This window comes from Streptomyces sp. NPDC052701 (assembly GCF_040678355.1).
In the GTDB taxonomy this organism is placed as follows: domain Bacteria; phylum Actinomycetota; class Actinomycetes; order Streptomycetales; family Streptomycetaceae; genus Streptomyces.
The window spans coordinates 37,704-63,683 of record NZ_JBFATO010000039.1 but is presented as its reverse complement, the minus strand read 5'-3'; the positions used below and the strand labels follow the sequence as shown (position 1 = coordinate 63,683).

Here is a 25,980-nt window from a genome sequence, read left to right as displayed (position 1 = left end):
GGGGCACGGCGGCGCGGGGAGGGGCGCGGGCGGGAGGCACAGGGCGGCCGGGTACGTCGGCCGGGCGATCGGGGACGGCGGCCGGGCGGCCGGGCACCGCCGCTGAGTACGGTGGCGGCCCGCGTGCGTATCTGCGTGCGTATCTGCCCGCGCGGCGTCGTACGACCCGCGTGTGCGGACACGGGAGCGGCACGTCAGGATGGGCGATGTGGCCGTACCCGCGGCACGACCGGCAGCACCGATACCGAGGGCACTAGGAGCCAACCCCATGAGCAGTTCAGCACAGATCGGCGTCACGGGTCTCGCGGTCATGGGCCGCAACCTCGCCCGCAACTTCGCGCGCAACGGCTACGCGGTCGCGGTGCACAACCGGACGCCGTCGCGTACGCACGCCCTGGTGGAGGAGTTCGGGCACGAGGGCGAGTTCGTCGCGGCCGAGACCGCCAAGGAGTTCGTGGCGGCGCTGGAGCGGCCCAGGCGCCTGGTGATCATGGTGAAGGCCGGTGAGCCGACCGACGCGGTGATCCAGGAGTTCGCCCCGCTGCTGGAGCCCGGCGACATGATCATCGACGGGGGCAACGCGCACTTCGCCGACACCCGGCGCCGGGAGCGGGAGCTGCGCGAGCGGGGCATCCACTTCGTCGGCGCGGGCATCTCCGGCGGCGAGGAGGGCGCGCTCAACGGGCCGAGCATCATGCCGGGCGGCTCGAAGGAGTCCTACGAGTCGCTCGGCCCGATGCTGGAGAGGATCTCCGCAAAGGCGGCGGACGGCGCGCCCTGCGTGACCCACGTCGGCCCCGACGGCGCCGGCCACTTCGTGAAGATGGTGCACAACGGCATCGAGTACGCCGACATGCAGCTGATCGGCGAGGCGTACCAGCTGCTGCGCGACGTCGCCGGGTACGAGCCCGCCCGGATCGCCGAGATCTTCCGCACCTGGAACACCGGCCGCCTGGACTCGTACCTGATCGAGATCACGGCCGAGGTGCTCTCCCACGTCGACGCGGCGACGGGCAGGCCGTTCGTGGACGTGGTGGTGGACCAGGCCGAGCAGAAGGGCACCGGCCGCTGGACGGTCCAGATCGCCCTCGACCTCGGGGTCCCGGTGTCGGGCATCGCGGAGGCCGTCTTCGCCCGCTCCCTGTCCGGCCACGCGGCGCTGCGGGAGGCCTCGCGCGGGCTGGCCGGGCCGAAGGCCACGCCGCTGGGCGAGTCGGAGGCCGGGGCGTTCGCCGACCGGGTGGAGCAGGCGCTGTACGCGTCGAAGATCGTGTCGTACACGCAGGGCTTCCACGAGATCGCGGCGGGCAGCGAGGAGTACGGCTGGGACATCGACCTCGGCGCGGTCTCCTCGATCTGGCGCGGCGGCTGCATCATCCGCGCGGCCTTCCTGGACCGCATCCGCGCCGCCTACGACGCCCGCCCGGACCTGCCGAGCCTGCTGTCCGACGAGACGTTCGCGCGGGAGATCGCCGACGCCCAGGACGACTGGCGCGAGGTCCTGGTCGCCGCGACCCGCCAGGGCGTGCCGACGCCGGGCTTCGCGGCGGCCCTCTCCTACTACGACGCCCTGCGCGCCGAACGGCTGCCCGCCGCGCTGACCCAGGGGCAGCGGGACTTCTTCGGCGCGCACACGTACCGGCGGGTGGACCGGGACGGCTCGTTCCACACGCTGTGGGGCGGGGACCGCTCGGAGGAGTCCGCGTAGCGCGCCGCGCCGGGGAACGAACGCCGGACGGGGCGGGGACGACCGGGATCCTCCCCGCCCCGTCCCCGTCCCCGTCTCGGGCCGGCCGACCAGTCGGCCGGTCGGCCGGGGGGTGCCTGCCGCTCCGTCAGGTGTCCGCCGAGGGCGTCCGCCGCCCCGTCGCCGCCCGGGTCAGGACAGCGGAGGCCCCGGTTCGGGGTTCGGGACGGGTTCCGGGCCCGGGGGGATCGGGGACGGCGGAGGTTCCGGGACGGGGCGCGGGCCGGGCGCCGGGTCCGGGTTCGGCGGCGGGGGCGGCTCGGGGCCCGGTGGAGGCTCCGGAGCCGGGGACGGGGTCGGCTCGGGCCCCGGTGGCTCGGGATTCGGCACCGGGCTGGGATACGGGTCCGGCGGGCCGGGATGCGGGCCCGGTGTCGGCCCGGGCGGCACGGGGTCGGGGTACGGGTTCGTCATGGCGGTGCCCTCCAGCCAGTCGGTCGGCTCCGGCTCTGGACTACTCCCCCGCCTACCCGGCCGCCTCGTCCCCAGTCACTCCCCCGCGGGACGCCGGGGAGCCCGGGTGGACCTACCGCAGGCCGACGGCCGCCGCGGCGGCCGCCAGTCCGGGGCGCGGGCTGGACAGCACCGGGGCCGTGGCCGTCGTCAGGTGCCGGGCCGGGGTCATGGAGGCCTGCGCGAGGACGATCGCGTCGGCGCCGGTGACCGTGTCGGCCGCGGCGGCGACCATACGGACGTACTCCTGCGTGTCGCCCGCCTCGAACCGGGCCCAGGCGCCCGCCACGAGCCGGGTGCGCACCTCGACGGGCGCCCCGGCGCGACGGGCCTCCTCCTCGATCAGCGCCACTGTCGGCCCGAGCGTGCTCCCGGACGTGGCGAGGACGACGACCCGGGGCCCCGCGGCCACCGCGGCGGCCGCCATCGGACGGTCCACGCGCAGCACCGGCACCCCCGCCCCGGCGGCGGCCGCCTCCGCGACGCCGCCGAGGGTGGAGCAGGTGCACAGCACCGCCCGGGCGCCGTCGGCGACGGCCCGCCGCAGCACGGCGCGCACGTCGTCCGCGACCGCCGCCGGGCCCTCGGCGCGGGCCCGGCCCAGCAGCTCCTCGTCGACGAAGTGCCGCAGTTCCAGACCCGGGTGGGCCTCGTCGCGCAGGGCGTCGAAGACCGGGACGTGCAGGGGCGAGGTGTGCAGCAGGGCGAGCGTGCGCGCCACCTCAGAAGCGCCCCGGGTGGGCCGCCAGCCACGCCTTGGCCGTCCCCAGCAGTTCCGGGGCGGCCGCCGGGGCCTCGTCCGGGTGCCGCTCGGCCCACCGGGCGACGTACGGGCACAGCGGGGCGACCGCGCCGTCCTCGCGGCTGGCGAGGGCGTACAGCTCGCGCGCCAGGGAGCCCGCGATGCCCTGGCCCTCGTGAGCCGGTTCGACGATCGTGTGGACGGGGACGAGGGTGCGTTCCGGGGATGCGAGGACGAAGTACTCGATGCGGCCGACGACCTCCCCGCCGGCCACCGCCTCCAGGCGGCCCGCCGCCCGGTCGTCGCGGATCTCCATGTCGCTCATGGCACCCTCCTGGTGCGTCCGGGGCGTGCCGGTCAGGCCGTGACGGCCTGCGGGCTGCGCTCCTGGTCCGAGCCCGGCACCGGCTCGGACGGGTCGGCGCCCAGGGCCACGACGCGGTTGCCGCGGTCCACGTGCACGACCCGCGGCCGCAGTGTCCGCGCCTCGGCGTCGGTCACCTGAGCGTAGCTGATGATGATCACCAGGTCACCGGGGTGGACGAGGTGGGCGGCCGCCCCGTTGATCCCGATCACGCCGGAACCGCGCTCGCCCTCGATGACGTACGTCTCCAGCCGGGCGCCGTTGGTGACGTCCACGATGTGCACGAGCTCACCGGGCAGCAGGTCGGCGGCGTCGAGCAGATCGGCGTCGATGGTCACCGATCCCACGTAGTGCAAGTCGGCCTGGGTGACGGTGGCCCGGTGGATCTTGGACTTGATCAAAGTTCGCAGCACTTTAGACTCCTAGAAGACTGCTCCCTGCCAACTTTCTGCAGGTCAGGGGCGTCCCTCACTGTACATCGGCATGCCTTCGACTCGAAGACCTCTAGGAAAATCGTGCGTTGCTGTGACCAGGCTTCCCGCCTGCGCACTTCTGCGCCAGCCAAGCTGCCGCGAAGCCACCGACCAAGCGCACGCGCGAGGAACCGTACGGGACTAATGCTGAGTGGATGCTGACTTACCTGACGTCTCATCAGGCATGTCGAGGGTCGGCGGCATTTGGCCTGCTAAGAGGTCGTCTTATCCCGTTGTTTCATCCCGGAATCTGTGGTTGATGGTGCTTTGAGGGGTCGCGCCAAGAGATGGTGTTCTCGCCGGTGAGGCGGCGGGCCATCAGGTCGGTCATGGCGAGGTGGATCATGGCTTCGGAGCGGGCGGGCAGGGTTTCGTAGTCGCGGGCCAGGCGGCGGTGGAGCATCAGCCAGCCGTAGGTCCGCTCCACGGTCCAGCGTTTGGGCAGCGGGGTGAATCCCCTGGTGCCGGGCGTGCGTTGGACGATTTCCATGTCGATGCCGAGGGTGGCTGCGTGTTCGACGAGATGTTGGCAGTAGCCGCCGTCGACCCAGGTCTTGCGGACGGTGGGATGCTCGGCGGCGACGTGTTCGACGAGGGTCCGGCCGGCGTCGGAGTCCTGCACGCTCGCCGCGGTGACCAGTACTGCCAGCAGCAGTCCGAGGGTGTCGGTGACGATGCTCCGCTTGCGGCCCACGATCTTCTTCCCGGCGTCGATGCCCTGCCCGGCGGCCGGGACGCTGGTGGAGGTCTTCACGCTCTGCGCGTCGATGACACACGCCGAGGGCTGGGCACTGCGGCCTTCCTTCTGTCGCACCAACTCCCGGAGCAGGCCGTTGAGCTGGGCGAACACACCGTCCTTCTGCCACTTGGCGAAGTAGCCGTAGACGGTTTCCCAGGGCGGGAAGTCGTGCGGCAGGTAACGCCACTGCACCCCGGTGCGGTCCACGTACAGGATCGCGTTCATGATCTCGCGCAGCTCGTGCTCGGGCGGCCGCCCGAACGCCAGGGCCCGGCGGCGGCGCTCGGATCGCCAGGCCGCCAGGACCGGCCCGACCAGCTCCCAGCGGGCATCGGACAGGTCACTCGGATACGCACGACGTTCGCTCATGACCTGGATGTACCGCCGGCAGACGAGTGCGCCCAGGCGCACGTTCTGCCTTGTGGAAGCGCGACGCAATCAGACGTCCTGGAATGAAACAGACACGAGCCGCCTCCAGCCCCAGCCGTCACCTCATCCAGCCCTTGAGCCCTACTTGGATCGGCAGCCTCATCAACACCACACCAGCCCACCGCAGAAAACCGGCGATAACAATGCACTACAGGTAAAAACGACCTCTAAGCGGTGCCTGAGCACCGACGCCCTCGGCCTGGTCCCGACTGCGCCAGTCCTCCCACTCGGCTGCCTCGAGTCCGCAACGGGCGAGGGCTGTACCCCCGGGAGGAAAGTCAAGAAAAATCTGGCTCCTCCTCTGCGCCGAATTCGACGATGAGACTTCCGGACTGTTTGATCCCGGTGAGCATGACGTTTCCGTTCGGGCGGATGCGCAGTTGGTGCAGCGGATCGGGGACGAGACGCAGGACAGGATTGGAGTCTGCCGCGAGTCCTGATACCACTACGAGGAAGAACTCGGCTCCCGAGGCCGCCCGTTCGCATTCCTTGGCGGTGAGGGTCACCGTGTCCTGCTCGGGTCCATAGGTCGTCTTCAGCTCGTAGAACCGATCGAGCGCGTCCACGGCATCGGCGCCCACGCCGTGCTGGTGCCGTAGATCGCGCAGCCACTCCGGTTCCTGCTCCGTGCCCAGAACCTTGCGCAGGAGGTCCAGAGCCACTTTCTCCTGGCGGTCGATGTTGGGGGCAGGGGGGACCAGACGGGGTGCGGGCACGGTCGGTGCGGAGGCGGGCGGGGTGAGGCGGGTCCTGACGGATGCACCTCCGCCAGCCCCGGGCACACCAGCTGCGGATGGCGACGCCTGGGCGATCCGGCGGATGCCGGTGATGCGGAGGGCTGCCGGATCGACGAATTCTCGCGGTGCCGAGACCGGGACAGCCGGGGCCGGGCGGACAGTGACCGAGGGCAGGGGTGTCGACGCGGGTGGCCGGCCATCTGCCTTGTTCTGAGCTGTCTTGACTTCTGTCTCCAGCGCAGCAAGGCGTTGGGCGCGCTTGGCATCAGTCGCCGCCTGGTCCTGTGCGACCCGCTCCTCAGCCAGCTCGAGCCGCACCGCCTCTCTTCCGCGCTCTGCCTCGTCGTAGGCGGCCGCCCAGGAGTGGGCGACCTGCCGCCGGTCCTCGGTGAAGCGAGTGGCGATGGCCCGGCCCGCCTCAGACGGTCGCCTCAACAACTCGCGGTCCACCGTCCACAGGGTGCGGGAGTCCCGGTCGAGGGCGGTACGCACCGGGCCCCGCACCGGTTCCCCACCGGGGAGCGTGACCAGACACTCCAGCGACGAGGTGATCCGCACCTCGACCGTGGCCAAGTCCTCCCACGGGCAGTCGAGGGATCCCGCGACGGCGACGGCGTTGCGCTGTAGGTCCTCGCGGAGCAGATCCAGCGCGTGACGCACCAGGTCGGTCGCTTCCATGTCGACCGGCGCGTCGTCCGCGGGGCGGAAAGTAATGTCCGCCGCTCCCAGCTCGGTCACTCGCAGGGGTCCGAGGAGCGCCGTAAACTGTTCCAGTTCCCCGCCCGGCAGCCACGCCGGGATCCGCGAGCCCAGCGCCTCGGCCAACGTCGCGTCGGCCGCGTAGACCGGGCGCTTACTGGTCCATCCCCGGCTCGTGCGCAACGGCAGTCTCCCCACGACAGAGGCGGTCACTCTCTCGGGGTGTTCGCGGGCCGTTCGGGCAAGCATCTGCAGGGTCTGGAGCATCACGGTCTCGGCTTGGGCGTCGACCGGCGCCCGCACGCCTCGCTCCTCCCTCGCCTCGCGGGCCACCTCCCTGACGACCCGTACTGCGTCCTCCACACCGGCCTCCGGAACCGCGAGGTTCTCCCAGAGGGCGTCACTGCCCTTGAACGACGGCGCGAAGGCGGCCCACCGGCCGAAGACCGGGAGGCCGCGGAAGCAGTCGCCCGGCCGGCGCCAGCCCAGTGACGTGAGAATCAGTCCGCGGCCCTGCCCGAAGGCACGCACGACAGTGGCGGTCACCTGTGCGGCGTCCTTGCCCCGGTGGGCTGTCAGTCGCTCGGCGAGCGCCCGGTAGAGGAGCTGCGCCGCCGGATGGTCGGGGGCTTCGGTTTCCCGGGCGCGCAGTCGGCGCAGCGCCTCCAGGAGGTCGGCGACACCCGGCTCGCCGGTGACGCCAAGAGCGACCAGCACCTCTCCTCGTCTGCCGACCGCCTGCTGGAGGTCGGAGTGCAGGAATCCGGCACTGTCCGCGCCGTAGACGGCGACGGTACTGGTCGTGCGTTCGCGCAGGCCGCTGGGAGCCGCCGGTGCGCCGTCCTGGTTGTCCAGCCACGCCGTGGTCTTCAACTGCCACAGCCAGAAGCCGTCTGTCTCCCCGCAGGGGTTCCATGTGTGGTAGTCCCGGACAGCGCGGACCTTGTGGTGCTCGGACAAGGCACCCCAGTTGCGTCCCAGCACCCGCAGCAGCGCGGCGGCCCGCCGGCGTCGTACCGGCCCGTCTTTCTCGGCAGCGATGTCATGGACGACGGCCATCAGGTCAAGGCTGTCGCAGTCCTCCAGGGTGTAGGTGGCCGATTTGTTCCGGAGGTCCTGCGACCTCTCCGCAGGACCGCCCGGGACCTGGGCCGGCAGACCCTCGCTCGGGGACGAAGCGGTGAACCGGTGCTCGACCCCGGGGTGCGGCCGCAACCGCGGTCCCTTTTCGGCACCGAGCAGGTGGAAGAACGCTCGGGCGCCCAGGCCCGTCCCCGCCCCGGGCAGGACCTGGGCATAGCGGGGCCGCAGCCACGTGAGGCCGGTGGCGGTACCTGCGGCCGTCTCGAAGCTGTCCTCCCGGTCCACACTGTCCAACCCGGCCGGCAGGTAGGCATCCGCTGGTCTGACCTGTACGTCCTCCCTACGGCCGCCGGGCCCGAACCGGCGGCCGTGCAGCAGGACGGCGCGGCCCACGTCCTTGCCCAGCCGCTGGCGCTCCTTCGCGGGGACGCGCAGAAACCCCTCGCGCAGCGCCACCAGTTGGTCGTCGTCCAGGACCAGAGGCGCGATGTCCTTTCGGGCGCCACGGGCGGCGAGCTGGCGGATGGCGGGCACCGGATCCGCGCCCGTGACGAAAACCTGCTGTTCGCTCAGCCACGCACGGACTCGTGCCGCTTCCCCGGTCTCGGCGACGAAGGCCGGGTGCAGCACGTGGCTGAGCCCGAGCACCTTCGCAAGCCCCTGCGCCTTGTCGGTGAAGAACTCTGCGGCTCCGAACCAGGGCACCTGGTGCCGTGCTCCGGAGAGGTCCACCAGCCACTTGTGCCATCGAAGCCTCTGGGTCTCGCCCTCGGCGATGGCGACGGAAGCGAGTGCGACCGTCGTCTCCGGGCTCCGGGACGCATCTCCGAGGAGCGCGTCCACAGCCATCGGGACGGTGACGGTCCCGGGCGCGGCACAGTCGTGTTCGGCCCAGTCCTCGAGCACCTCCTGCCATCGCCCCTCCGCATCCCGCGCCGCCGGAGGCAATACGGCTGTGCGCCCGGCCACCTGCGCGATCTCTGCCTCCGAGAGCGCTGGCAGAAGCGCCTCGTCACCAACGGCGAGGTCGGCGAGTCCGATGTCACCGTGGAGCGGCGTCCGCAGGCGCAGTTCGTACGACACCCTCGCGCGCGCAAGGGTCAGGAACCGCTGCTCCAGGTCGCGTACAGGTCCCTTGGGCGACCGGACGTTGTGTGGCAAGGGCAGGCACCGCCAGGCCGCGGTCGGGTCCAGCCGAAGCTGTCGCACCATGACGGCGGCCCAGAGGTCGGCCAGCAGGGGAAGCAGCGCCTGGTTCCACGGGGTGTCGTTGAGATGCTGACGGCTCGGGTTCGGATCGAACTGGGCGCCGACCCGGAGCGGAAGTCCCAGCTCGGTCACGGGCAGTCCGACATGCACCTGCCCGGCAACCTTGTCGCCCGCGCCCTCGTGCAGCGGGATCGCGACGGCAAGACCGGTCGATTCACCCGCGGCCTTCCGAATCCGCGGCACGTCCGGCGGGCTCGGCACGGTGGCACGGCTGACCTGCCAGGTCATGCCGCCAGGTGACCGGGCCATGCGCAAGTCGATCACGGTGTCCCGGCCGCCGATGACGGCCTCGTAGGCGTCGGGTTCGCCCCACTCCAAGGCGAGGCGGCTGTGTACGTCGCCGCCCTCCCGTTGATGCTCGACCGTGCGCACGTGGTCGAGGAAGAGCAACGCCTCGTCACCCCATGCGGCAAGCCAGTCGTCGACATCCTGCCCCTGCACATCGGCGGGGGTGGCGAGCGGGATGCGCAGGACCGTCCAACCGTCGTCGGCGAACCAGGAGGGGACCGAGAAGGGGTCGGCGAGGGACACGTCGGGGTCCCCGATCCGGACGCGGTAGAAGCCGCAGAAGATCTCCAGGACCGGGGACAGCCGCCGGAGGGTCATGAGCCCGATGCCGAACCGGCCGGTGGCGTCGGGGTCGTCGTCCTTGCTCGTCAACGACGGCATGGCCAGCGCCATCACATCGGTCAGCCGTACCGGACGCCCGTCGTGCGCTACCAGCAGCTCCGTGTCACGTACGAAAATCCTGACCTGGTGCGCTCCGAGGTCGTTGGCGTTCTGCACGATCTCGGACAGCCCCTGCAGCGGGTCGGTCGACAGGTCTCCGCCGTTGTCCCGCTGCCGGCGCAGCCCGTACCGCATCTGTCCGGGCAGCTCCACAAACAGCCGCCCGAGCCGCTCGACGGCCGCGCACGTCGCTTCGGGCCCGACCGGTTCCGCCACCTCCGCCCCACCTCTCAGCCCCTCCCGGTCCATGAGTTCCTCGGCCGCCCGAATCGCCTGCTCCACCTCGGTCGCCGTCGACCCGCCCCGCTCAGCGGTCACACCCGCCCCCTTGCTGTGGGATCCCCCGGTTACCGATCGTAGATCGTCGAGGAGGAGGAAGGGGCGGAAACGGCGGTCGGCGTGAACCCGTCGATTGCCGCGTCTGACCGCTCCGTTGTGTCTGCCGTACCAGACCGTTCGCACGGGTACGAGGAACGTGGTCCCGCCTCAAGCTTCCCCGGGCTCCTCATACTTGAGGCGGCGGCGCAGCGCTACAGCAGGGGCGACTCAGAACCTCCACCGATCCCGTCGCGTTCCGGTCACACCACCGCCACCTACTGGGACGGCCGCTACCGCTTGGCCGTGGACTCTCAGCACTCCTTCGCCACGACGACTACATCCCCTGCTGTCACGGACTGCACGCAAGGTGCGACACGTAGTACCTTTGTCTGCCTCAGCGTCAGGAATGACCTTGCCGCAACTAGGTGTGTCGGCTTGCAGCCCCTAGTGCGGTGAGAGCGATGGGGGGACATCGTGGGTACCGCGCCGCGTTTCATGGCCGCGAAGGCACGTCCGTTACCAGTACTCGTACTGGCGGACGTGAGTGGGAGCATGGGTGAACCCCAAGAGAAGATCGATGTGCTCAACGAGTGCATCCGTCGCATGCTCGACGATTTCGCCACGGCCGACATCGGGCGAGGCACCATCCACGTCGGAGTAATCGCCTTCAGCCGCGATCGGGCTGAACTGCATCAGAAGATGGTGCCCGCGGCCGATGCGTCCTGGACCGACATGGAGGCCCGAGGCGGCACCCCGCTCGGTGCCGCCCTCGAGCTCGCCGACGCGGTGCTGCGTGACGAAGCAGCCGTCCCCACCAGGTCCTTCTCTCCCACGCTCGTTCTCGTGTCCGACGGCATGCCCACCGACGAGTGGGAAGAGGCCCTCGACCGGTTGCTCGAATCCCCCAAGGGTGCCAGAGCCAACCGGCTGGCGGTCGCCATCGGTCCCGACATGACCGAGCAGGCAAAAGCCGTACTGCGCCGTTTCGTCAGCGACGAGGCCAACGGCGTTTTCGAGGCACAGGACGTCGAACGCATCCAGCAGTACTTCCGCTGGGTCACGGTCACCGTCACCCAGCAGGCTCGAAGTACTCGTCCGGACCGGGCGCCGGTACTGAGCCCCGACGACTTGTCCGACTTCGGCGCCTGAACCGGCGGGACGCGGCGAGAGGAAAGGCACCCCCGTGGCATCGCGCTGGGATCTCGGCGGCCTGCTGCGGCCCGTCGAGGACGAGTACCACCAGCTGTGGTCACTGTCCCACTCGATCGGAGCCGGCGGCCAGGGCGAGGTATGGCTGGCCCGAGGCGGACGAACCGCCGTCAAAATGATCACTGCTCCGACTCAGGAAGCAGCAGAGGCTGTACACGTTCGGCTGCGCCGCATCCAGCGCCTTCCGTTGGACGGTGTCCCGCTGGCCGGCGTGCTCGCCCTGCTCGCCCCGCCGAAGCTCGGTTATGTCATGGAACTGGCCGACGAGATGGTTCCGTTGGATACCTTGTGCGTCCCCGACGAGGAGGATCTGGCAGCCTGGTATGTGCGCACCGGGGGTCTGGAACGCCGACTGCGGCTGCTGGCCAAACTTGCGGACGCCGTCGCCCGGCTCCATGCCCGTGCCATCGTGTACCAGGACCTGTCCCCCTCCAACGTGCTGATTTCCGCCGCTGTCGAGCAACAGGAAATCCGTCTCATCGACGTGGACAACCTCGGTCTGGCCTCGACCGTCGGATCTGCGCCGGTACACACCCCTGGATACGGGGCACCTGAAATCGTGTCGGGTCGCAGCGGAGCCACCACACTGGCCGACGCACACGCACTCGGCGTGCTGATCTTCGAGACCCTCACGGCAAGTCACCCGTTCCGGGGCGACGAGGTGCTGGACTCCGACCCCGCCTACCAAGAGGAGTACGCAGACCGGTTCCGCCTGCCATGGATCGACCACCCCACCGACCGCACCAATGAGTGCACTCTGGGCATCACACCACGGCGGGAACTCCTGTCCGGTCAGCTGTGGGACCTGGCCTCACAGTGCTTCGTGGACGCCGTGGCCAATCCCCTCCTCCGGCCGTCGGCTGCCCGGTGGGCCGCGGCACTGCACTCCGCTGCGGGACAGACCGTCGAGTGCCCGGAGTGCGGATGGAGCTACCGTGCCTCCGCACCCTCCTGCCTCGCCTGCCGGAGGCCCCGCGACCGTGTCTGGGTGCTGCGCCACGGACTGACCGGTCCGGTGGGTACCGAGCCGCAAGACCGATCGGGGAGCACTGACGACACCCCTGGTGTCCAGCTCTCGGAGGTTCCTCTGCCCGACTTCACCGCACTGCGTCCCGGCGGCGAGACGACTCTGACCGCCCGGCACACCTCACCCGCCCCGGATCGACCTGACGCGGTGGTCGCGCGGCTGCGGCTTCACAGCCAGGACGCCACCGTGCTGAACCTCTCCCGCGACAGCCTCTGGCTGGACCGTCAAGACGGACGGCCATGGCGGGAGATCGGTCAGGGAAGCCAGGCAACCGTGCCTGTCGACGGTCGCGGCTGGACGATTCACTTCGGGAGACAGGGTGCGATCCACCGCTGGGTACGTCTGATGGCTGTGGAGGCGAGCAGGTGAGCGTTCGCCCCAAGGGGCCGGTCATGCCCGCCCGTATGCCGGGAGAGCCGGTCTTCGTGTCCTTCCTCTGGCGCCGAGTGCCGCAGGAGTTCGTCGACCGGATCATTCCCGATGGCAGCGAGGTCCGCCTCTACCGTCGCCCCGCAGGCCAACTCGACCTGGTCACCGACTTCGCCACGTTCGGGATCAAGCCGGCGAGTCCCGAGGACGAACGGAGGCTCGACGAAGTTGAGGCAGCCGGAAGCAGCTGTGTGACGATCACTGCGCATCCGGCCCGGCCGAAGCCGCCTGCGCCCGCCGCACCGCCCCGGCGCCGCACCGGTAGTCCGCATCCGCCCGCGTCGCCGGCTGGCGAACCCTTCACCTTGCGCGTGCACATCTATGCCCCCGCCGTAGGGCTCGCTGTGCCGCTCAGCACCGGCCTGCTGCTCGACATCGACGACGCCGTCGTGGAGGACGCCACCAAGTACGCGGACCGCGCGGACACCGCCAACGTCGGGGCCGTCATGGAGTTCATGAGGCGAGAGCTCTTCCTGGAACCCCGCCCCGGGGCACCGGCCGACGCCAGGCGCATGGTGGTCTCAGCCGGACCAGCCGGTGGCTTTGCGGTCGGCTTCCGGGTGCACGGACCAGGGCTCATGGCCGACGTCGAGAAAAACAGCGCCGGCTACCGCATTGTGCGCCTGCTCAGCTCGGTCCACGATCAGCGCGGCGCCGACCAGAAGGCACTGGCCGTCGGGTCGATCGACTTCCGCGACATGACCGCCAGACAGCGAGACCGGGAGAGAATACAGCGGGGCCTCGACCTGGTGGCCAACCAGAACGGTTACCTGGCCATGTGGGACAGGTACCAAGAGCTGGAGGCCCGCCACATCAGAGGCCGGATTCGCGATTTCGGGATCATCCGCTACACCAAGGTCAAGGTCGAGTCCGATGGCCGCTGCGTGTTCACGGTGGACCTCGACCGGGCACTGCCGCGGACGCGAGCGGCCCTGGAGAACACCACAGCTGCCGAACGCGTCGAGATCGAGGCAGCAACAAACGTTCCGGCCTCCGTGACAGACTCCGCGATGACCGACCGGGAGTGGCTGGTCGCTTCCCGGGCGCAGAAGGTACGTGCCTGGATCGGCGAACCGCTCGGGTACGACAGCGTCACCGAGACCCTGAGACTCACCGCGACCCTCAACGACCAGAAGGACCCGCCACCCCAGGGCTGGCTCTACCTGGCACACCGCGGCGATCAGCGCCGGCTCGACCGGCGCGAGCAAGCCATGCAGAAGCTGCGCACCGACGGGACACACATTCCCGCTCTACCGACGCTGCTGGAGGGGGGTTCCTGGCCTCAGCCGGCACGACGCCGGATCACGAAGATCTCTCCTTCCGCGCTCAGCTGCTTCGCTCCCCACGGCCCGACGCCGGCCCAGCGGGAGGCGGTGCTCACCGCGCTCAACACCCCCGATGTCGCGATCATTCAAGGACCGCCTGGCACGGGCAAAACACAGGTGATCGCCGCTCTGGTCAATCAACTGGGTGATCTCGCCCAGGGCGGAGAGGTGGCCGGCAGCACCCTGTTGACGAGCTTCCAGCACGCGGCGGTGGACCATCTGGTCACGCGCGGCTGGGTCTTCGGGCTGCCACCGCTCAAGGTGGACTCCCGCGGCCGGGGCAGCAAGGTCGCGCTGGACACCTGGCGCATCGAGGCCGCCCGCGCCGCCGACCTGCGGCTACGTGAGCGCCCGGTGGGAGAGCATCTCGCTGCTCGGCGAGCAGCCGCCGAACTGGCCGCCACCTACCGGGCGGCACCCGTACCGCCCGAGTTCCTGCCCCAATTCCTCGACGAAGTACTCACCCAGCTCGGAGACATATCCGACCCCTCACTGGTCGGCGAGCTCCGCAGCCTCAGAGACGAAGCCGAGAGGAATCGCACTCGGGCCGCCGCCATGGCCGACCCCGACCTGCGCGCGGACCTCCTGCCCTACATCCGGTCGCTGCGCTGCACGGTGACCGGGTTCGAGGACGACGGGCCCCACACGGCTCGAGCACTGCTGACACGGCTCGACCTCACCGACTCTTCGCTCTTCGACGGCATCTCCTACCAGGAGTCGCTGCGTACAGCGGCCAGAACCGCTTCACCAGAGCGTGAACTCCTCGACTCTCTGGCCGCCTTGCGCGACACCCTGCTCGACCGTCTCACCGCGCGCATTCGGCTGCCAGAGGTCACCGTGGCCGATCCCACGATCGCCGACCTCCTCGACCGGTTCGCAGCACAACTCGCGGAAGCGGTGACCCGGTCACCCGACGCCATAGCCGCGGCACTGCTCGATTACCGGGACGACCTGCGCAGCGATCCGGAAGGCGTCGACGACACCCTCCGCGCCTACACCGTCTCGCTGGCCTCGACCTGCCAACAGGCCGTATCCAAAGCCATGGTCGATCTCGGCCGTCAAGACGGGGGCTTCGAGTCGGTCGTCGTCGACGAGGCTGCCCGCGCCAACCCGCTGGATCTCCTCATCCCCCTCGCCCAGGCCCGCCGCCGGATCGTGCTGGTCGGCGATCACGCCCAGCTCCCCCACATGCTGGAACCCGATGTCGAGCGCGAGCTGAGCTCGCTCGGCGAGGACGTCCGCGACCGGCTACAGGAAAGCCTCTTCCAGCGACTGGCACGGCAATGGGAGCACGGTTCGTCCGACGGACATCCCCGGTTCGTCCGTCTCGACACCCAATTCCGCATGCACCCGGTGCTCGGCAGCTTCGTCAGCGACAACTTCTACCAGGGGAAACTGCGCAACGGCCGCGAAGCGGCCGACTTCGCCCACGGGATCGACCGCTACGGTGAGGTCCCCGCGGTGTGGCTTCCCGTGCCCCTGTCCGCGGGCGGCGAAACGCAACGGGGAACGAGCCGCACGCGGCACGCTGAAGCCGCTGTCATCGCAGCGGAGATCGCCGCGCTGATCGAGCGGCATCCGAACATGACGTTCGGCGTCATCTCGTTCTACGCCGCGCAGGTCACCGAGGTGTGGAAGGAACTGAAGAAGGCCGGGCTCGCCGAGTTCACCGATGCGGGCGGATGGCGCCCCGTGCCCCGGCTATGCCGTGACGAGGACGGCGCACCGCTCGACCGATTACGAGTCGGCACCGTAGACGCCTTCCAGGGCATGGAGTTCTCCGTCACCTATCTGTCCACCGTGCGCAGCTGCGCACCGGCCGCGCGAACCGATGTCAAGCGCGCCTACGGACACCTCACCGTCGCCAACCGACTGTGCGTGGCGATGAGCCGTCAGCAGCGGCTGCTCGCCGTCGTGGGTGACGACGACATGTTCGGGCCCGGCAGTCCCCAGGCGATCGCGCCCCTGGCCGCGTTCCTGGAGCTGTGTCGGAAGGGGGCGGACGGCCGTGTCGTTCGACCGTGAGACGCCCGTCTTCCAGCTGGCCTTTCCGCCCCGGAAGCGGTACCGGCCCGTTCTGCTGCCCGTGTGGGTTCACCAGGTGACGGCGCCGACCGGCTACTCCCGCACACTGGACGTCTTCCAGACCGTGGTGCTGCGTTTGTGCGCCGCCGGAGTGCGGGACGTCGGCGACCTGTCCCAGCTGATCGGCCTGGACACCGCCCTGTGCCGCACGGTGATCGCCCGGCTTGTGGAGGGGCGGCTGATGGAACCCGGGCTGAAGCTGACCGAGGCGGGGCGGCGTACCGTGGCCGAGGGAGAGGTGGCGGAGACGGATCCCCAGCTCGTCCGGGTGTTCCAGGATCCGGCCACCGGGATGCTGCTGCCTCGTATTCTGGTCGCCGATCCGGTACGAGCCGATGTGCGGGAGCATCGCGGCCGCTGGGTCACCATTCAGTTCGGCACCGCCGGTGCCTCCCGAGAGGTCGGCGCGCTGACGCTTCGGGCCGGCGGTTCCTCGTTGCGCCCGTCGGAGCGAGATGTGCTGGAAGCCTGCAAAAGCCACGACCTGGCTGCTCGTGGGCTTCGTGGTGGCTCCCGCGGCACGCCCGACGGCGTGGTGGCGGCTCGGCGGATCGGCTTCCATGGCACGGCGATCGCCGCCTACGTGGTGTGTTACGTCGTCGAGGACGACGACGGGTCCGGGCGTATGTGGACCGTCGAGGATCCGTTCGCGGTGGGTGACGGGCGCTATTTGGCGGATCTCCTGGTGGCCCGCGCCGAAAGCGACGAGCCTTTGGGCCGGCTGATCGACGGCTTGCTCGGCGGGAGCCGCCGCGACCGGACTGCCACCGCGCGCAGGGTCGACCAGGAGCTCGCCGAGGAGGCCCGCGCCGACGTCGTACGCATGCTCGGCGAGGAGATCCGGGACCACCCGGAGGTGCTGGCTCACCTCGCGGACATCGAGTTGGCGCTTCTCAAGGACACCGCGCGGGAACGCGAGAACGCCGCACGCAATGCGATCCGTGTCTTCGAGTGCATACTTCCCGAGCTCAACGACCGCTTCCCCGCCCGGCTGCCGCCCTCCAGGGAACCAGGAGTACGGGAGCGCGCATTCGTCCTGACCGCCCAGCGCCTGGGCGCCACCTCTGTGCCGCCGGAGATGCGCAGATACTGCAAAGCACCGGCCAACGGGCTGGCCGGAGACATCATCAAGGCGGTCTGGGCGGCCGGAGAGAATCCGCAACATCCGTTCGTCACGTTCATCCGGCGGCGCCCCACACTCCTGGAGGATCTCGACCGGTCACGAATACTGCGCAACAACGCGACCCACGGACCGACCGGTGCCCCGGCCCCGGACGAGCTTGAGCACATCCGGACCCTCGCGTACGAAGCAGCCCGCCACTTGCTCGGTCTGAGCGGTGGCCGATCCACGGACAGCGAGAAGGTGAACTGACGCCATGGGGAAGAGGCAGACGCGATCGCGTCAGAAAGGTAAGGGAGTGGTGTGGCCGGGCCAGCAGGCTGCCGCTTCCCAGCGCAGCGAGACCACCCGTGTGCGTCAGCCGGCTCCTGTGGCGCCCAGAACCACTTCGGGGAGCAACGAAACCGTCGCGCTGCTGACGGAGATACAGCAGGTGGCGAGCGAGGCGCAGGTGGTCCTGGCGGCGGGTGACGAGACCGTCGACACGCACTCCGGCCTAGAACACGCGTGGCAGCTCTACCGCGCTCTCGCCAAGCGCCAGGAAGACGCGGCGAACGCCCTGACGGTACAGGCGGAGCGGCTTCACGCAGAGCGAGAGGAGCTCGCTGCCGCGGCTGCCCGCCAGGCAGAGGACGCGGCTTCGGTGCAGGACGAACGCGCCGCCCTGGCCACGCGCACGGAGCTCCTCGACCGCAGGGAGCGTGATCTTTCCGACCGTGAGCGATCGGCGGAAGCGCAATTCGTCGAACGTCGTCTGGCAGCTGGCCGTGATCTGGAGAGCTGGCTGGCGGAGCAGCGGCAGACGGCCGTGGACGCCCTCGACAGCGAACGCCGGGCCCGGCATGCGAGGTGGACCGAGGAGCAGCGTCGCCTGGCCGAGGCGCAGACGGTCCTGGACCAGAGGGAAAGCGAACTGACCCAGCGCGAGAGGGACCTGCGTTCCGCGCAGCTCCGGCTGGAGGACGAACGCGAGGACATCGTCCACCTCAAAGCCGCGCTCAAGGAACAACAGGCCAGCCGGGCGGAACGGTTCGAGGGCGAGCTGACGAGCCGCACCGGCCAGCTGGTCCAGCAGCTGGAGGAGTACCGGCAGAAGGCGGCTGCCCTGGCCGAGGGCAACGAGCGCCTGGGCGCTCGGCTCAACGAGTACGAAAGCGCTCTGGCGTCCCTGGGCGGCATGACCTTGGAGCAGGTCGTCGAGCGCCTTACCGAACTCCGCGCCGAGAACGCCCGCCTGCTGGAGGAGAGCGCCACGGCGCCGCGGGCGGACGCGCGCATGCTCGAGCAACTGCGGCAGCAAGTCACGCAACTCATCGCCGACAACGAGGAACTGGTGCGGGAGCGCGGAGAATTGGAGTCCGCTCTGCAACGTGACCGTATCGCGGTCAACGAGCGCCAGAACTACCTGGAGATCAACAACTGGTTGAGTGCCGCCAACGGCCAACTGCAACAGCTCCTCAACGAGGAAGCAGCCAAACTCAACGCCACGGCCCAGGCCGGGAAGGACGGTCACGTATTCCCGGCCTGCGCACGCATGGACCGGGAGTTCGGCACACCCCAGCCTTCCGATGCGCCCATGCCGGGCATGCCCGATCTGGTGCGCCAGATGCAGGCGGTCATCCGGCAGAAGGCCGGCCTTTCCTATCGCCTGTCGGACCTGCGCCTGGTCCTGGCGGGCATGGCGATGAGCCGTCTCCATCTGTTCCAGGGCATCAGCGGCATCGGCAAAACCGGCCTGGCCCGGGCGCTGGCCGGCGCCTTCGGCAGTGACACCAGTGTCGCCGTGGTTCCCGTCCAGGCCGGCTGGCGCGATCCGCAGGACCTCATGGGTTACTACAACAGCTTCGACCGGGTCTTCTATGAATCGGAGTTCACCAAAGCCCTGTACCGCGCTCAGTGCCCCGCCTTCAAGAACCGGCCCTTCTTCATCGTCCTGGACGAGATGAACCTCTCCCATCCCGAACAGTACTTCAGCGGAGTGCTGTCGGCCCTCGCCATCAAGGACCGACCCAGACTGGCGCTGACTACAGCGCCGGTCGGAAACCCCGCCGACCTGATCATCGACGGAACGCACCTCGCCATTCCGGAAAACGTCTGGTTCATCGGGACGGCCAACCATGACGAAACGACCGTCGGCTTCGCCGACAAGACCTACGACCGGGCCTTCGTCCTGGAACTGCCCTGGCGGCACCCGGAGCTGCCGGTGACGCCGTGCGCACCGGCGCAGCCCCTCGGACTCGGACGTATCAGCCAGGCTTTCGGCGAAGCGCAGGCCACCTACGGCACACAGGCCGACGGCATCATCGAATTTCTCGACACCCTCTGGCGCAGTCGCTTCGCGGATGAGCTGCGCATCGGCTGGGGTAACCGGCTCGAGCTACAGATCAAGGAGTTCGCACCCGTCGTGGTCGCCGCCGGAGGCAGCCCGGGTGAAGCGCTGGACCATCTGCTGGCCACACGCATCCTGCGCTCCGTCCGAGGGCGGTACGACATCCATGCTGACACCCTCGACACACTGCGCACCGACCTTGTCGAAAGCCTGACACGCTTCGACAGCGCTCACGAGCCGACGGCGACACAACGACTGCTGGACGACGAGATCCGCTCGCGCGGTCGGCGATGAGCCGGGAAGCGGCCGAGCCGGAGCTCGGCTCTCTCCTCGTCCGCCATCTCCTTGCGGTGTCTGCCCGTCTCGCCGAGGAGGCCACTACGCTCGACGACTGGCTGGCCATGCCGCCGATCATCCTCGACGTCACCGATGAGACGGAAGCCCTGACAGTGGAGGACGTCTTCGAGCGGGAGTCCGGTGCGCTGCGCACGGTATGCCACCGCCCGTACACGCGCCTGCGTACGGTGGAGGAAGTCCTGCCGACGTCCCAGGTGCGCTCGATCGCAGCAGGCGCGACGGCACGTCTGGCCGCCCGCCCCGAGGACTGGGCCTCGCATACGCTCGCCGGTGTCCGGCCCAGCCGTCTGCTAGCCCGGCGCAGTGAGGAAAACGCCGACATCTATGAGAACCGGGTCGCAGTCGCCGTCCTCAACGTGATGCGATCGCATCTGCAGAAGCGCATCGCCAAGCTCAGGGACCTGAGCAGGATGGTGGACGACGTACACGGCCTGCTCATGCCCTCGCAGGAAACGTCTTGGCGGGCCCGACGAGACCTGGCCGGACTGCTCAGGAACATCGAGGACTCCGGTCGGCACCAGGCGGCCGCGGAGGTACGCCGACGGGCACTGGAATCGGCCCTCACGACGGTGGAGTTGATGCTGGGCTCGCCGCTGGCGCGCGCGGTCGACCACCGCTCCGCACCGCCGCGCGAACTGCATCCGACGAACCTGCTGAGCAGTGATCCGCACTACCGCAGGGTGGCTCTGCTCTGGCAAGCCTGTACCGCGATCGAGACCCCGCGTCTAGGAGAAACCGAAACGACCCGTCGGCGACAGGAGGTCCTCGGAGCCTTCGAGCGTTTCACCGGCCTCCTTCTGCTGCTCGCCTGCAAGCTGCTCCAGGCCGTCCCGGAAGCCGGCCAGCCGGTTCCTTCCCCCGGCTGCTCCACCCGCTTCCACATGCGAGGCGAGCAGCTGACGGTCACCTGGTCCCAGACTGGCGACTTCGTCCTTCACTGGCGCAAGCGGCGGGTGCTCCGCGTCGTACCGATCACGACCGACCTGTGCACGGCTCCCGACGCCTCCTCGGTCGCTGCGGCGATCACGGAATCCCGCCGTGACTGGCCGAGCGCCGTGTGCGACAACGACCTGATCGTCTATCCCGGGCTGCTTCAAGCACGGCAGGACGCTGAGCCTGACGTCGTCCGGGCCGCCTATCGGATCGGTCGCCGCGACGGCGACGCGCTCGAGCGGCATGTCGACGTCGCTCCTCTGTCCCCTCTGGACATTTTCAGCGTCAGCCGCCTGCTGCGGGCCGTCCAATGGGCGACACTAGGTGCCGACGCGCGCGACTACCCCCACACCGTGCCCGTGCCCGCAGGCGATCGCTCCGCTCTGGCGGGCTGCGGCTGGCTCGAACCCCGGCCCGACGGTGTCGCGGTCGTGCGCGCCCCGAGCCCGGCCGAGTCGGAGCGCCTCCCCGCACTGCTGAAACAGACCCTCAGGCGGCACGGCAGTGGCCGGGCAATCGAGCACGAGAGCCGGCGATTGCGTACTCTGTGTGCGGCGTTGGAAGACGCGGCCGCCAAAACCGAACTGCTCGAAGTGTGCCCGGTGTGCGCCAAGACCGGACCTCAGCGCCAGACGGTCTTCGAGCCTCGTGAGGACGGTCTGTTCGCAGCGTCCTGCACCTCGTGCCATACCCGATGGGAACTCCGTCGCTGCCTGGCCTGTGGCGACACCTTCCCGTTGCTCGATCCGGACGGCCTTGCCGCTACCGGTGCTCCCGAACCCGACCTCGATCGCCGTGCCGGTGGGGTTCTCCTGGCGGTTCCGTGCTGGTCTGCGGAGCGCACCGGCCAGTCCATCTGTCCCGCCTGCGGCACTTGCGCTGAGGCGGGACGAATCACTTCCTGCCCACGCGGCTGTTCGGCCCAGCCACCGCTCTGAACCGGGAAGGTGCGTCTATCCCTCGAACGGGCCGTGGCCCGGAATGCCTCGGCGCAGCACAGGCAGAACACGATCGTCGCGGCGTCCGCTGGACATGTGGTGTCACGTCAGTTCGGTAGAGTGGCCTCACTCTCCGCGCAGAAGCGCCCTCGGGACGGTTGGAGGCAAAGCACTCGCGCTGGACGGCCCCTGCGTCGTCCTCATCACCGACACCTACTACGGCCCACTCGACCGAGCCCGCTGGTCGGCACGGGTATGCGAGACCGTGAACGCTCTGGAAGCCGACCTGGTCTGCCACACTGGCGACATCGCGGACAGCACGGCCGCACGTCGCCGCGCGCAGGCCGCCCCGCTCGGTACCGTGCGCGCGACCCGGGCTCGTGTATACGTCACCGGCAACTACGAGTACTACAGTCGAGGCACAGGACTGGGTCGATCTGATGGACGAGTTGGGCTGGGAGCCACTGCGCAACCGCCATCTGCTGGTCGAGCGCGGAGGCGACACCATCGTGGTCGCCGGCGTGGACGACGTCACCGCCGAGGCTTCCGAACTGGAAGGCCGCTGCGCCCACCTCGCCGGAGCCTTGAACGGCGCTGACCCCGACCTGCCTGTCCTGCTCGTGGCCTACCAGCCCAAGTTCGTCGACCGGGCGGCAGCCGCCGGCGTCGACCTCCAACTCTCCGGCCACACCTACGGCGGCCAGATCTGGCCCTTCCACCACCTGGTCCGCGTCGACCAACCCGCCCTCGCCGGCCTTAGCCGCCACGGCACCCGCACCCTCCTCTACACCAGCCGCGGCACCGACTTCTGGGGCCCGCCGTTCCGCGTCTTCGCCCCCAGCGAGATCACCCTGCTCGTGCTCCGCTCCCCGCACCTGCCCACCCGGCCGTAGCACTGGGCGGGCCAACACATCCACTTGGAGCAGTGCACGAGTCGAGGGATGCAGCGTCGACAGATGACCAGGCCCCGTCTCGCCGAGGACAAGATCCGGACCATTCCCGGGCCGACGACTCCAACCAGCCATACGTGGCTACGCTTTACGCAGGCCAGCGGCGCATGACGCCTGTACCGCCAGCAGACAAAGAACCTGCTGACCTCAGCATCGAATCGGGCCGCTTCCCACAAGCCTGCATCCAAAGTGCTCGCCGCCTTCGCCATGACGGCTGCTACCACCGGGTTCAACGACTACCGGTAGCTGCTGGTATCTCCGTGAAGGAGCCTGCGCACGCTGTGTCTGGGGTCAGCGGCAAGTAGCGTCGCCACGGCGCTGCTGCGATGATCAGTCCGTTTCTTCACCTCAGTGGCCAGAGTGCGCCGCACTCGGACGTCTGGGTCACGAGCCAGCAGTGACCCGAGCTGGACGGGTGCCTCTGCATGACCTGCCCACAAGATGGCGCTAAGTGATCGCACCGCCCAGTGCGGGTGCGCGGCGAGCAGCAGGGTGTGGGGGGCGACAACCTCCCGCGGCAGGAACTGAAGAGCCTGCGCCAGGCGGTAGCCGCCATCGTCGGCGGGCGCTGGCAGGGCAAGAAGGATTCGCTCACGAACCTGTTCGGCATGCTCCGTGGACCGGGCGACGACTGCCGCCAGCAGGATCCAGTGGGCCCTGATGTCTGTTGATGCCAGGTTGATGCGGAAGCCGCTGAGCTGGTGGTTCATCCCTCCCATCGCCAGATCGGCAGCGTTGGGGCCACTGTCGTGGTCGGCGGCCTCCAAGGCGGTCTCGCAGAGGCCATCGGATGCGGCGCCTTGTGTGAGGCTGGTAGCGATCGAGGCGGCTGCATCGATGCAGTCCGCACGGTCGAGTGCGGCTTCAGGGCCTCTGCCTCGGTCGATCAAGGCACGGATCGCCATGATGCGATCGGGCTCGGGCAGCACGCGAATCTGTGCGGCGTCCCGGCCGACTGCCTCGCCGATGCCGAGGTCGATCCGGCCGGGAGTGTGAGCGCGCGGGGCTGTGAGACGGGCGAGTGCTTGCCTGGCCTGTGCGATTCTCTGGTCGCTCGGCGGATGGCCTTCCGATGTGGCATCGGTCAGGTATGCGAGGGCCTCAGCCGCGACCCAAGATCCGTCAGCGGCCAGCACGGACAGCTGCTCGATACGTCCGTGACCGTACTGGTGCAACAGCTCGCTGGCACGGCGCAGCGCCTTCGTGTCGCCGAGATTTCCGGCGAGCATCGCCAGGATCTGGTCCAGCGCCTTGTCACGAAGATCCGGATGGGTTGTCGCGACCTCGGCAAGGAAAGCGGCATGCGCGTGATCCGTTAGGTGGTAGGTGCCCTTCGGTCGGGGTGCCAGAGGTTCCAGAGCGCTGAGGAGTTGCGCGGCGCGAGGCAGATCTAGGCGTCCCGCAAGAGCGGCAAGCAGATCGTGCGCTGCGAGGTAGGGAGAAGGGTTGCCTGCGGGGAAGCGAGTCGCGCTCACGTCCTCGGCGGTAACGACGACCAGAGCCGCGTCTGCGACCTCGTTGACGAGTGAATCGGGAAGCAGGTCAGCTTGTTCCCCCAGGAGTCGGAATACTGTCACTTTCTCCCAGTATGGCCCAGAATCGAGCCGATGGGTGACATCCGCGAAATGCTCTGCGGCAGCTTTGGCCACGTTCTTGGCGATCTTGGTCTCGCCGACCGTAACAGCGTGGTCGGCTGCCCGGTCGTACTCCCCGGCTTCGAGAAGTGCTTCGGCGAGCCTACGCCGGGCGATGTGCTCGTCGAACCAGCGTCCTGAGGCAGCGCTGAGACGGACCTGCTGACGCAAGGCCAGGGCAGCAGTCCGCAGGTTTTCATCGTGCAGTGCGCCGATGCCTTTGGTCAGCAGATCCCCGGCGCCCAACAGCTTGGATCGACCTGGACGCGCCAGGAGTGCTTTGGCTAGGTCGAGATCGTCGATCGCGGGCAGGGTCATGGCGACCGTTCGCTCGTGCAGAAGTCGCTGGGCATGGACCCACTCGCCCGCGTCGGCGTTGTGGCCGTCCAGGCAGGCTTGTTCCACCGCTTCTTTCCAGAACTCAGCGGCTTCCGGCGAGCCTTCGGTGATGGCCAGGTGGCGTGCGTACCGGGCGAGAATGAGTGCACACAGGATCCGCCGATGCCGCCGTCGGTACGCGGCGTCAACAAGTTCGGTCCACTGGCCGGTCGCGTCAGCCACGGTGAGGCGCAGCCGCACAGCGAGCAGATCATCGGTGTCCGTCACCGCGTCGGCGAGCTGCATCAAGCGCTCGGCGTGTTCGGTGATCCAGACCGTCTCCCTGTCAACCAAGGCGGAAGTTTCGCCGGCCAGCACCGCAAGACGGGCCAGCGAGGTCTCCAGCCCGTCCGGCGCCTGCTGAAGGGGGGCGGGAAGTTTCGGCTCAGGGAAGGGATGCGCCAGCAAGTTCTGGGCGCAGTCCATAACGGTGAAGAGCTGCAGAGCGGTGCCGTGACCCGGCGTGTCCGCGCCCGGGTGCTCTGCGGTCGCAGAGCGCAGGGCCTCGCCCAGCCGGTGGCTGATGCTGCGGACCCCGTCAGTATCGCCGGCGTCGGCGCGCTGCCAGAAGGCGTCACTCAGCAAGGAGGCGGCTTCGTCCAGATCCCCTGCGTTGATCAGTGCGTCGGCTCGACGGCGGGCTACAGACGCGGCATGACCGTCGAATCCGGACCGGGCGAGCAGGACCTCCGCCTCCGCAAGCTTGCCGACTGCGGCACGGTGGTCGTTGGCCTGCGCGAACCGTGCGGCATCCGCAAGCAGATCATCCACGCCAAGAGCCTCGGCTGGCGAACGGCGGGCCGCATCGGCAAGATCGGCCCTGTCCAGCCCGGGTGCCGCGATGACCGGCGGGGCGGGTACAGGCAGGCAGAAACGCTCAGCCGTCTGCTGGCCGAAGAACTGAGTGACAATATCGGGGCGGTTGCGAAGCCTGTCACTCAGCTCGTCCGGCCCCAGTAGGACGATATTCAGATTGGGATAGAACTCATTCAGGTCGCGCAGTTTGACGGTGACCTGGCGTGTGATGTCGCACGGCACACACACCACAAGTTCCTCGACAGGAAACTCACCACTCCCACGCACGGTATGATCTTCTACTGCTGTCTGCAGATCGGCAGGGCCATAGGTTCTGTAACGCTTGCCCTGCCAGCCATGCCAAGTTCCATCCGCTGCACGACCCACAACGTCCAGACCGTCGTCCTTCTGCCCGTGGGTACCGAACAGACGGACATCTCGCAAGCCCTCTACTTCCACGAGCATCCGCGCCAGGAGGCGCTCAAAATCCGCAGGAAGCATCTCGAGGAACGGCAGACGTTCCAGCTTCGGATCCAACGGCACCGCTGTCACCTGGGCCGGTGCCGCATACAAAGGATCATCGAGCGGGATGCTCCTCAAGCCCCCACCCTGCCCGACCGAACCCACGCCCCCGCTGCCTTCACTCATGGACGAAGCGTAACCACAGCCACCGACACCAGCCGGGTAGC

General features: G+C 69.1%; 13 protein-coding genes and 1 pseudogene. 8 read left to right on the top strand and 6 right to left on the bottom strand.

Annotated features, from left to right (window positions below):
* Positions 1-268 precede the first annotated feature (268 nt).
* Positions 269-1,708, top strand: a complete 1,440-nt coding sequence (gene gndA / locus AB0L29_RS30505; protein ID WP_365831665.1) for an NADP-dependent phosphogluconate dehydrogenase — start codon at positions 269-271, stop codon at positions 1,706-1,708.
* Between the two features lie 565 nt (positions 1,709-2,273).
* On the opposite strand, the gene AB0L29_RS30500 is transcribed toward gndA, so the two are convergent.
* The 5 genes from AB0L29_RS30500 to AB0L29_RS30480 form a co-directional block, all read right to left on the bottom strand.
* On the bottom strand, positions 2,274-2,921 hold the full coding sequence (locus AB0L29_RS30500) for an aspartate/glutamate racemase family protein (RefSeq protein ID WP_365831663.1): 648 nt from the start codon (positions 2,919-2,921) through the stop codon (positions 2,274-2,276).
* Between the two features lies 1 nt (position 2,922).
* Positions 2,923-3,267 (bottom strand): GNAT family N-acetyltransferase, encoded by a 345-nt coding sequence (locus AB0L29_RS30495; RefSeq protein ID WP_365831661.1) that lies wholly within the window; start codon positions 3,265-3,267, stop codon positions 2,923-2,925.
* 32 nt (positions 3,268-3,299) lie between these two features.
* The gene (panD, locus tag AB0L29_RS30490; RefSeq protein ID WP_365831659.1) at positions 3,300-3,719 is read right to left on the bottom strand and encodes an aspartate 1-decarboxylase; all 420 of its coding nucleotides are present in this window, start codon (positions 3,717-3,719) and stop codon (positions 3,300-3,302) included.
* A gap of 298 nt (positions 3,720-4,017) precedes the next feature.
* Entirely contained in the window at positions 4,018-4,887 is an 870-nt protein-coding gene (locus AB0L29_RS30485; RefSeq protein ID WP_365831657.1) for an IS5 family transposase, read from the bottom strand.
* Positions 4,888-5,225: 338 nt separating this feature from the next.
* Positions 5,226-9,680 (bottom strand): hypothetical protein, encoded by a 4,455-nt coding sequence (locus tag AB0L29_RS30480; RefSeq protein WP_365831655.1) that lies wholly within the window; start codon positions 9,678-9,680, stop codon positions 5,226-5,228.
* A gap of 597 nt (positions 9,681-10,277) precedes the next feature.
* Between AB0L29_RS30480 and AB0L29_RS30475 the strand changes: the two genes are divergently transcribed.
* The 7 genes and pseudogenes from AB0L29_RS30475 to AB0L29_RS30445 all read left to right on the top strand — a co-directional run.
* Positions 10,278-10,931: a VWA domain-containing protein gene (locus tag AB0L29_RS30475; RefSeq protein ID WP_365831692.1), complete on the top strand. Its 654-nt coding sequence runs from the start codon at positions 10,278-10,280 to the stop codon at positions 10,929-10,931.
* 34 nt (positions 10,932-10,965) lie between these two features.
* Positions 10,966-12,387 (top strand): lipopolysaccharide kinase InaA family protein, encoded by a 1,422-nt coding sequence (locus tag AB0L29_RS30470; protein WP_365831653.1) that lies wholly within the window; start codon positions 10,966-10,968, stop codon positions 12,385-12,387.
* Between the two features lie 23 nt (positions 12,388-12,410).
* The gene (locus tag AB0L29_RS30465) at positions 12,411-15,797 is read left to right on the top strand and encodes an AAA domain-containing protein (RefSeq protein WP_365831651.1); all 3,387 of its coding nucleotides are present in this window, start codon (positions 12,411-12,413) and stop codon (positions 15,795-15,797) included.
* A complete protein-coding gene (locus tag AB0L29_RS30460) occupies positions 15,781-17,229 on the top strand; it encodes a hypothetical protein (protein ID WP_365831649.1) in 1,449 nt (482 codons plus the stop codon). The genes AB0L29_RS30465 and AB0L29_RS30460 overlap by 17 nt, the downstream gene beginning before the upstream one ends.
* Positions 17,230-17,233: 4 nt before the next feature.
* Positions 17,234-19,600 carry a hypothetical protein gene (locus AB0L29_RS30455; RefSeq protein WP_365831647.1) on the top strand — a complete coding sequence of 789 codons (2,367 nt, stop codon included), beginning with the start codon at positions 17,234-17,236 and terminating at the stop codon, positions 19,598-19,600.
* Entirely contained in the window at positions 19,597-21,534 is a 1,938-nt protein-coding gene (locus tag AB0L29_RS30450) for a DUF2357 domain-containing protein (RefSeq protein ID WP_365831645.1), read from the top strand. Before AB0L29_RS30455 ends, AB0L29_RS30450 begins: the two co-directional genes overlap by 4 nt.
* Positions 21,535-21,712: 178 nt before the next feature.
* Positions 21,713-22,427: pseudogene (locus AB0L29_RS30445) on the top strand (metallophosphoesterase); the annotation flags it as partial.
* 293 nt (positions 22,428-22,720) lie between these two features.
* On the opposite strand, the gene AB0L29_RS30440 reads toward AB0L29_RS30445, so the two are convergent.
* On the bottom strand, positions 22,721-25,939 hold the full coding sequence (locus tag AB0L29_RS30440) for a hypothetical protein (RefSeq protein WP_365831643.1): 3,219 nt from the start codon (positions 25,937-25,939) through the stop codon (positions 22,721-22,723).
* Positions 25,940-25,980 lie beyond the last annotated feature (41 nt).

Bases quoted from the DNA above. Each gene is read 5' to 3' on its own strand.
- AB0L29_RS30450 (WP_365831645.1), top strand. From the start codon at position 19,597: ATGAGCCGGGAAGCGGCCGAGCCGGAGCTCGGCTCTCTCCTCGTCCGC.
- AB0L29_RS30475 (WP_365831692.1), top strand. From the start codon at position 10,278: ATGGCCGCGAAGGCACGTCCGTTACCAGTACTCGTACTGGCGGACGTG.
- AB0L29_RS30440 (WP_365831643.1), bottom strand. From the start codon at position 25,939: ATGAGTGAAGGCAGCGGGGGCGTGGGTTCGGTCGGGCAGGGTGGGGGC.
- AB0L29_RS30485 (WP_365831657.1), bottom strand. From the start codon at position 4,887: ATGAGCGAACGTCGTGCGTATCCGAGTGACCTGTCCGATGCCCGCTGG.
- AB0L29_RS30465 (WP_365831651.1), top strand. From the start codon at position 12,411: ATGCCCGCCCGTATGCCGGGAGAGCCGGTCTTCGTGTCCTTCCTCTGG.
- AB0L29_RS30455 (WP_365831647.1), top strand. From the start codon at position 17,234: ATGGGGAAGAGGCAGACGCGATCGCGTCAGAAAGGTAAGGGAGTGGTG.
- gndA (WP_365831665.1), top strand. From the start codon at position 269: ATGAGCAGTTCAGCACAGATCGGCGTCACGGGTCTCGCGGTCATGGGC.
- AB0L29_RS30495 (WP_365831661.1), bottom strand. From the start codon at position 3,267: ATGAGCGACATGGAGATCCGCGACGACCGGGCGGCGGGCCGCCTGGAG.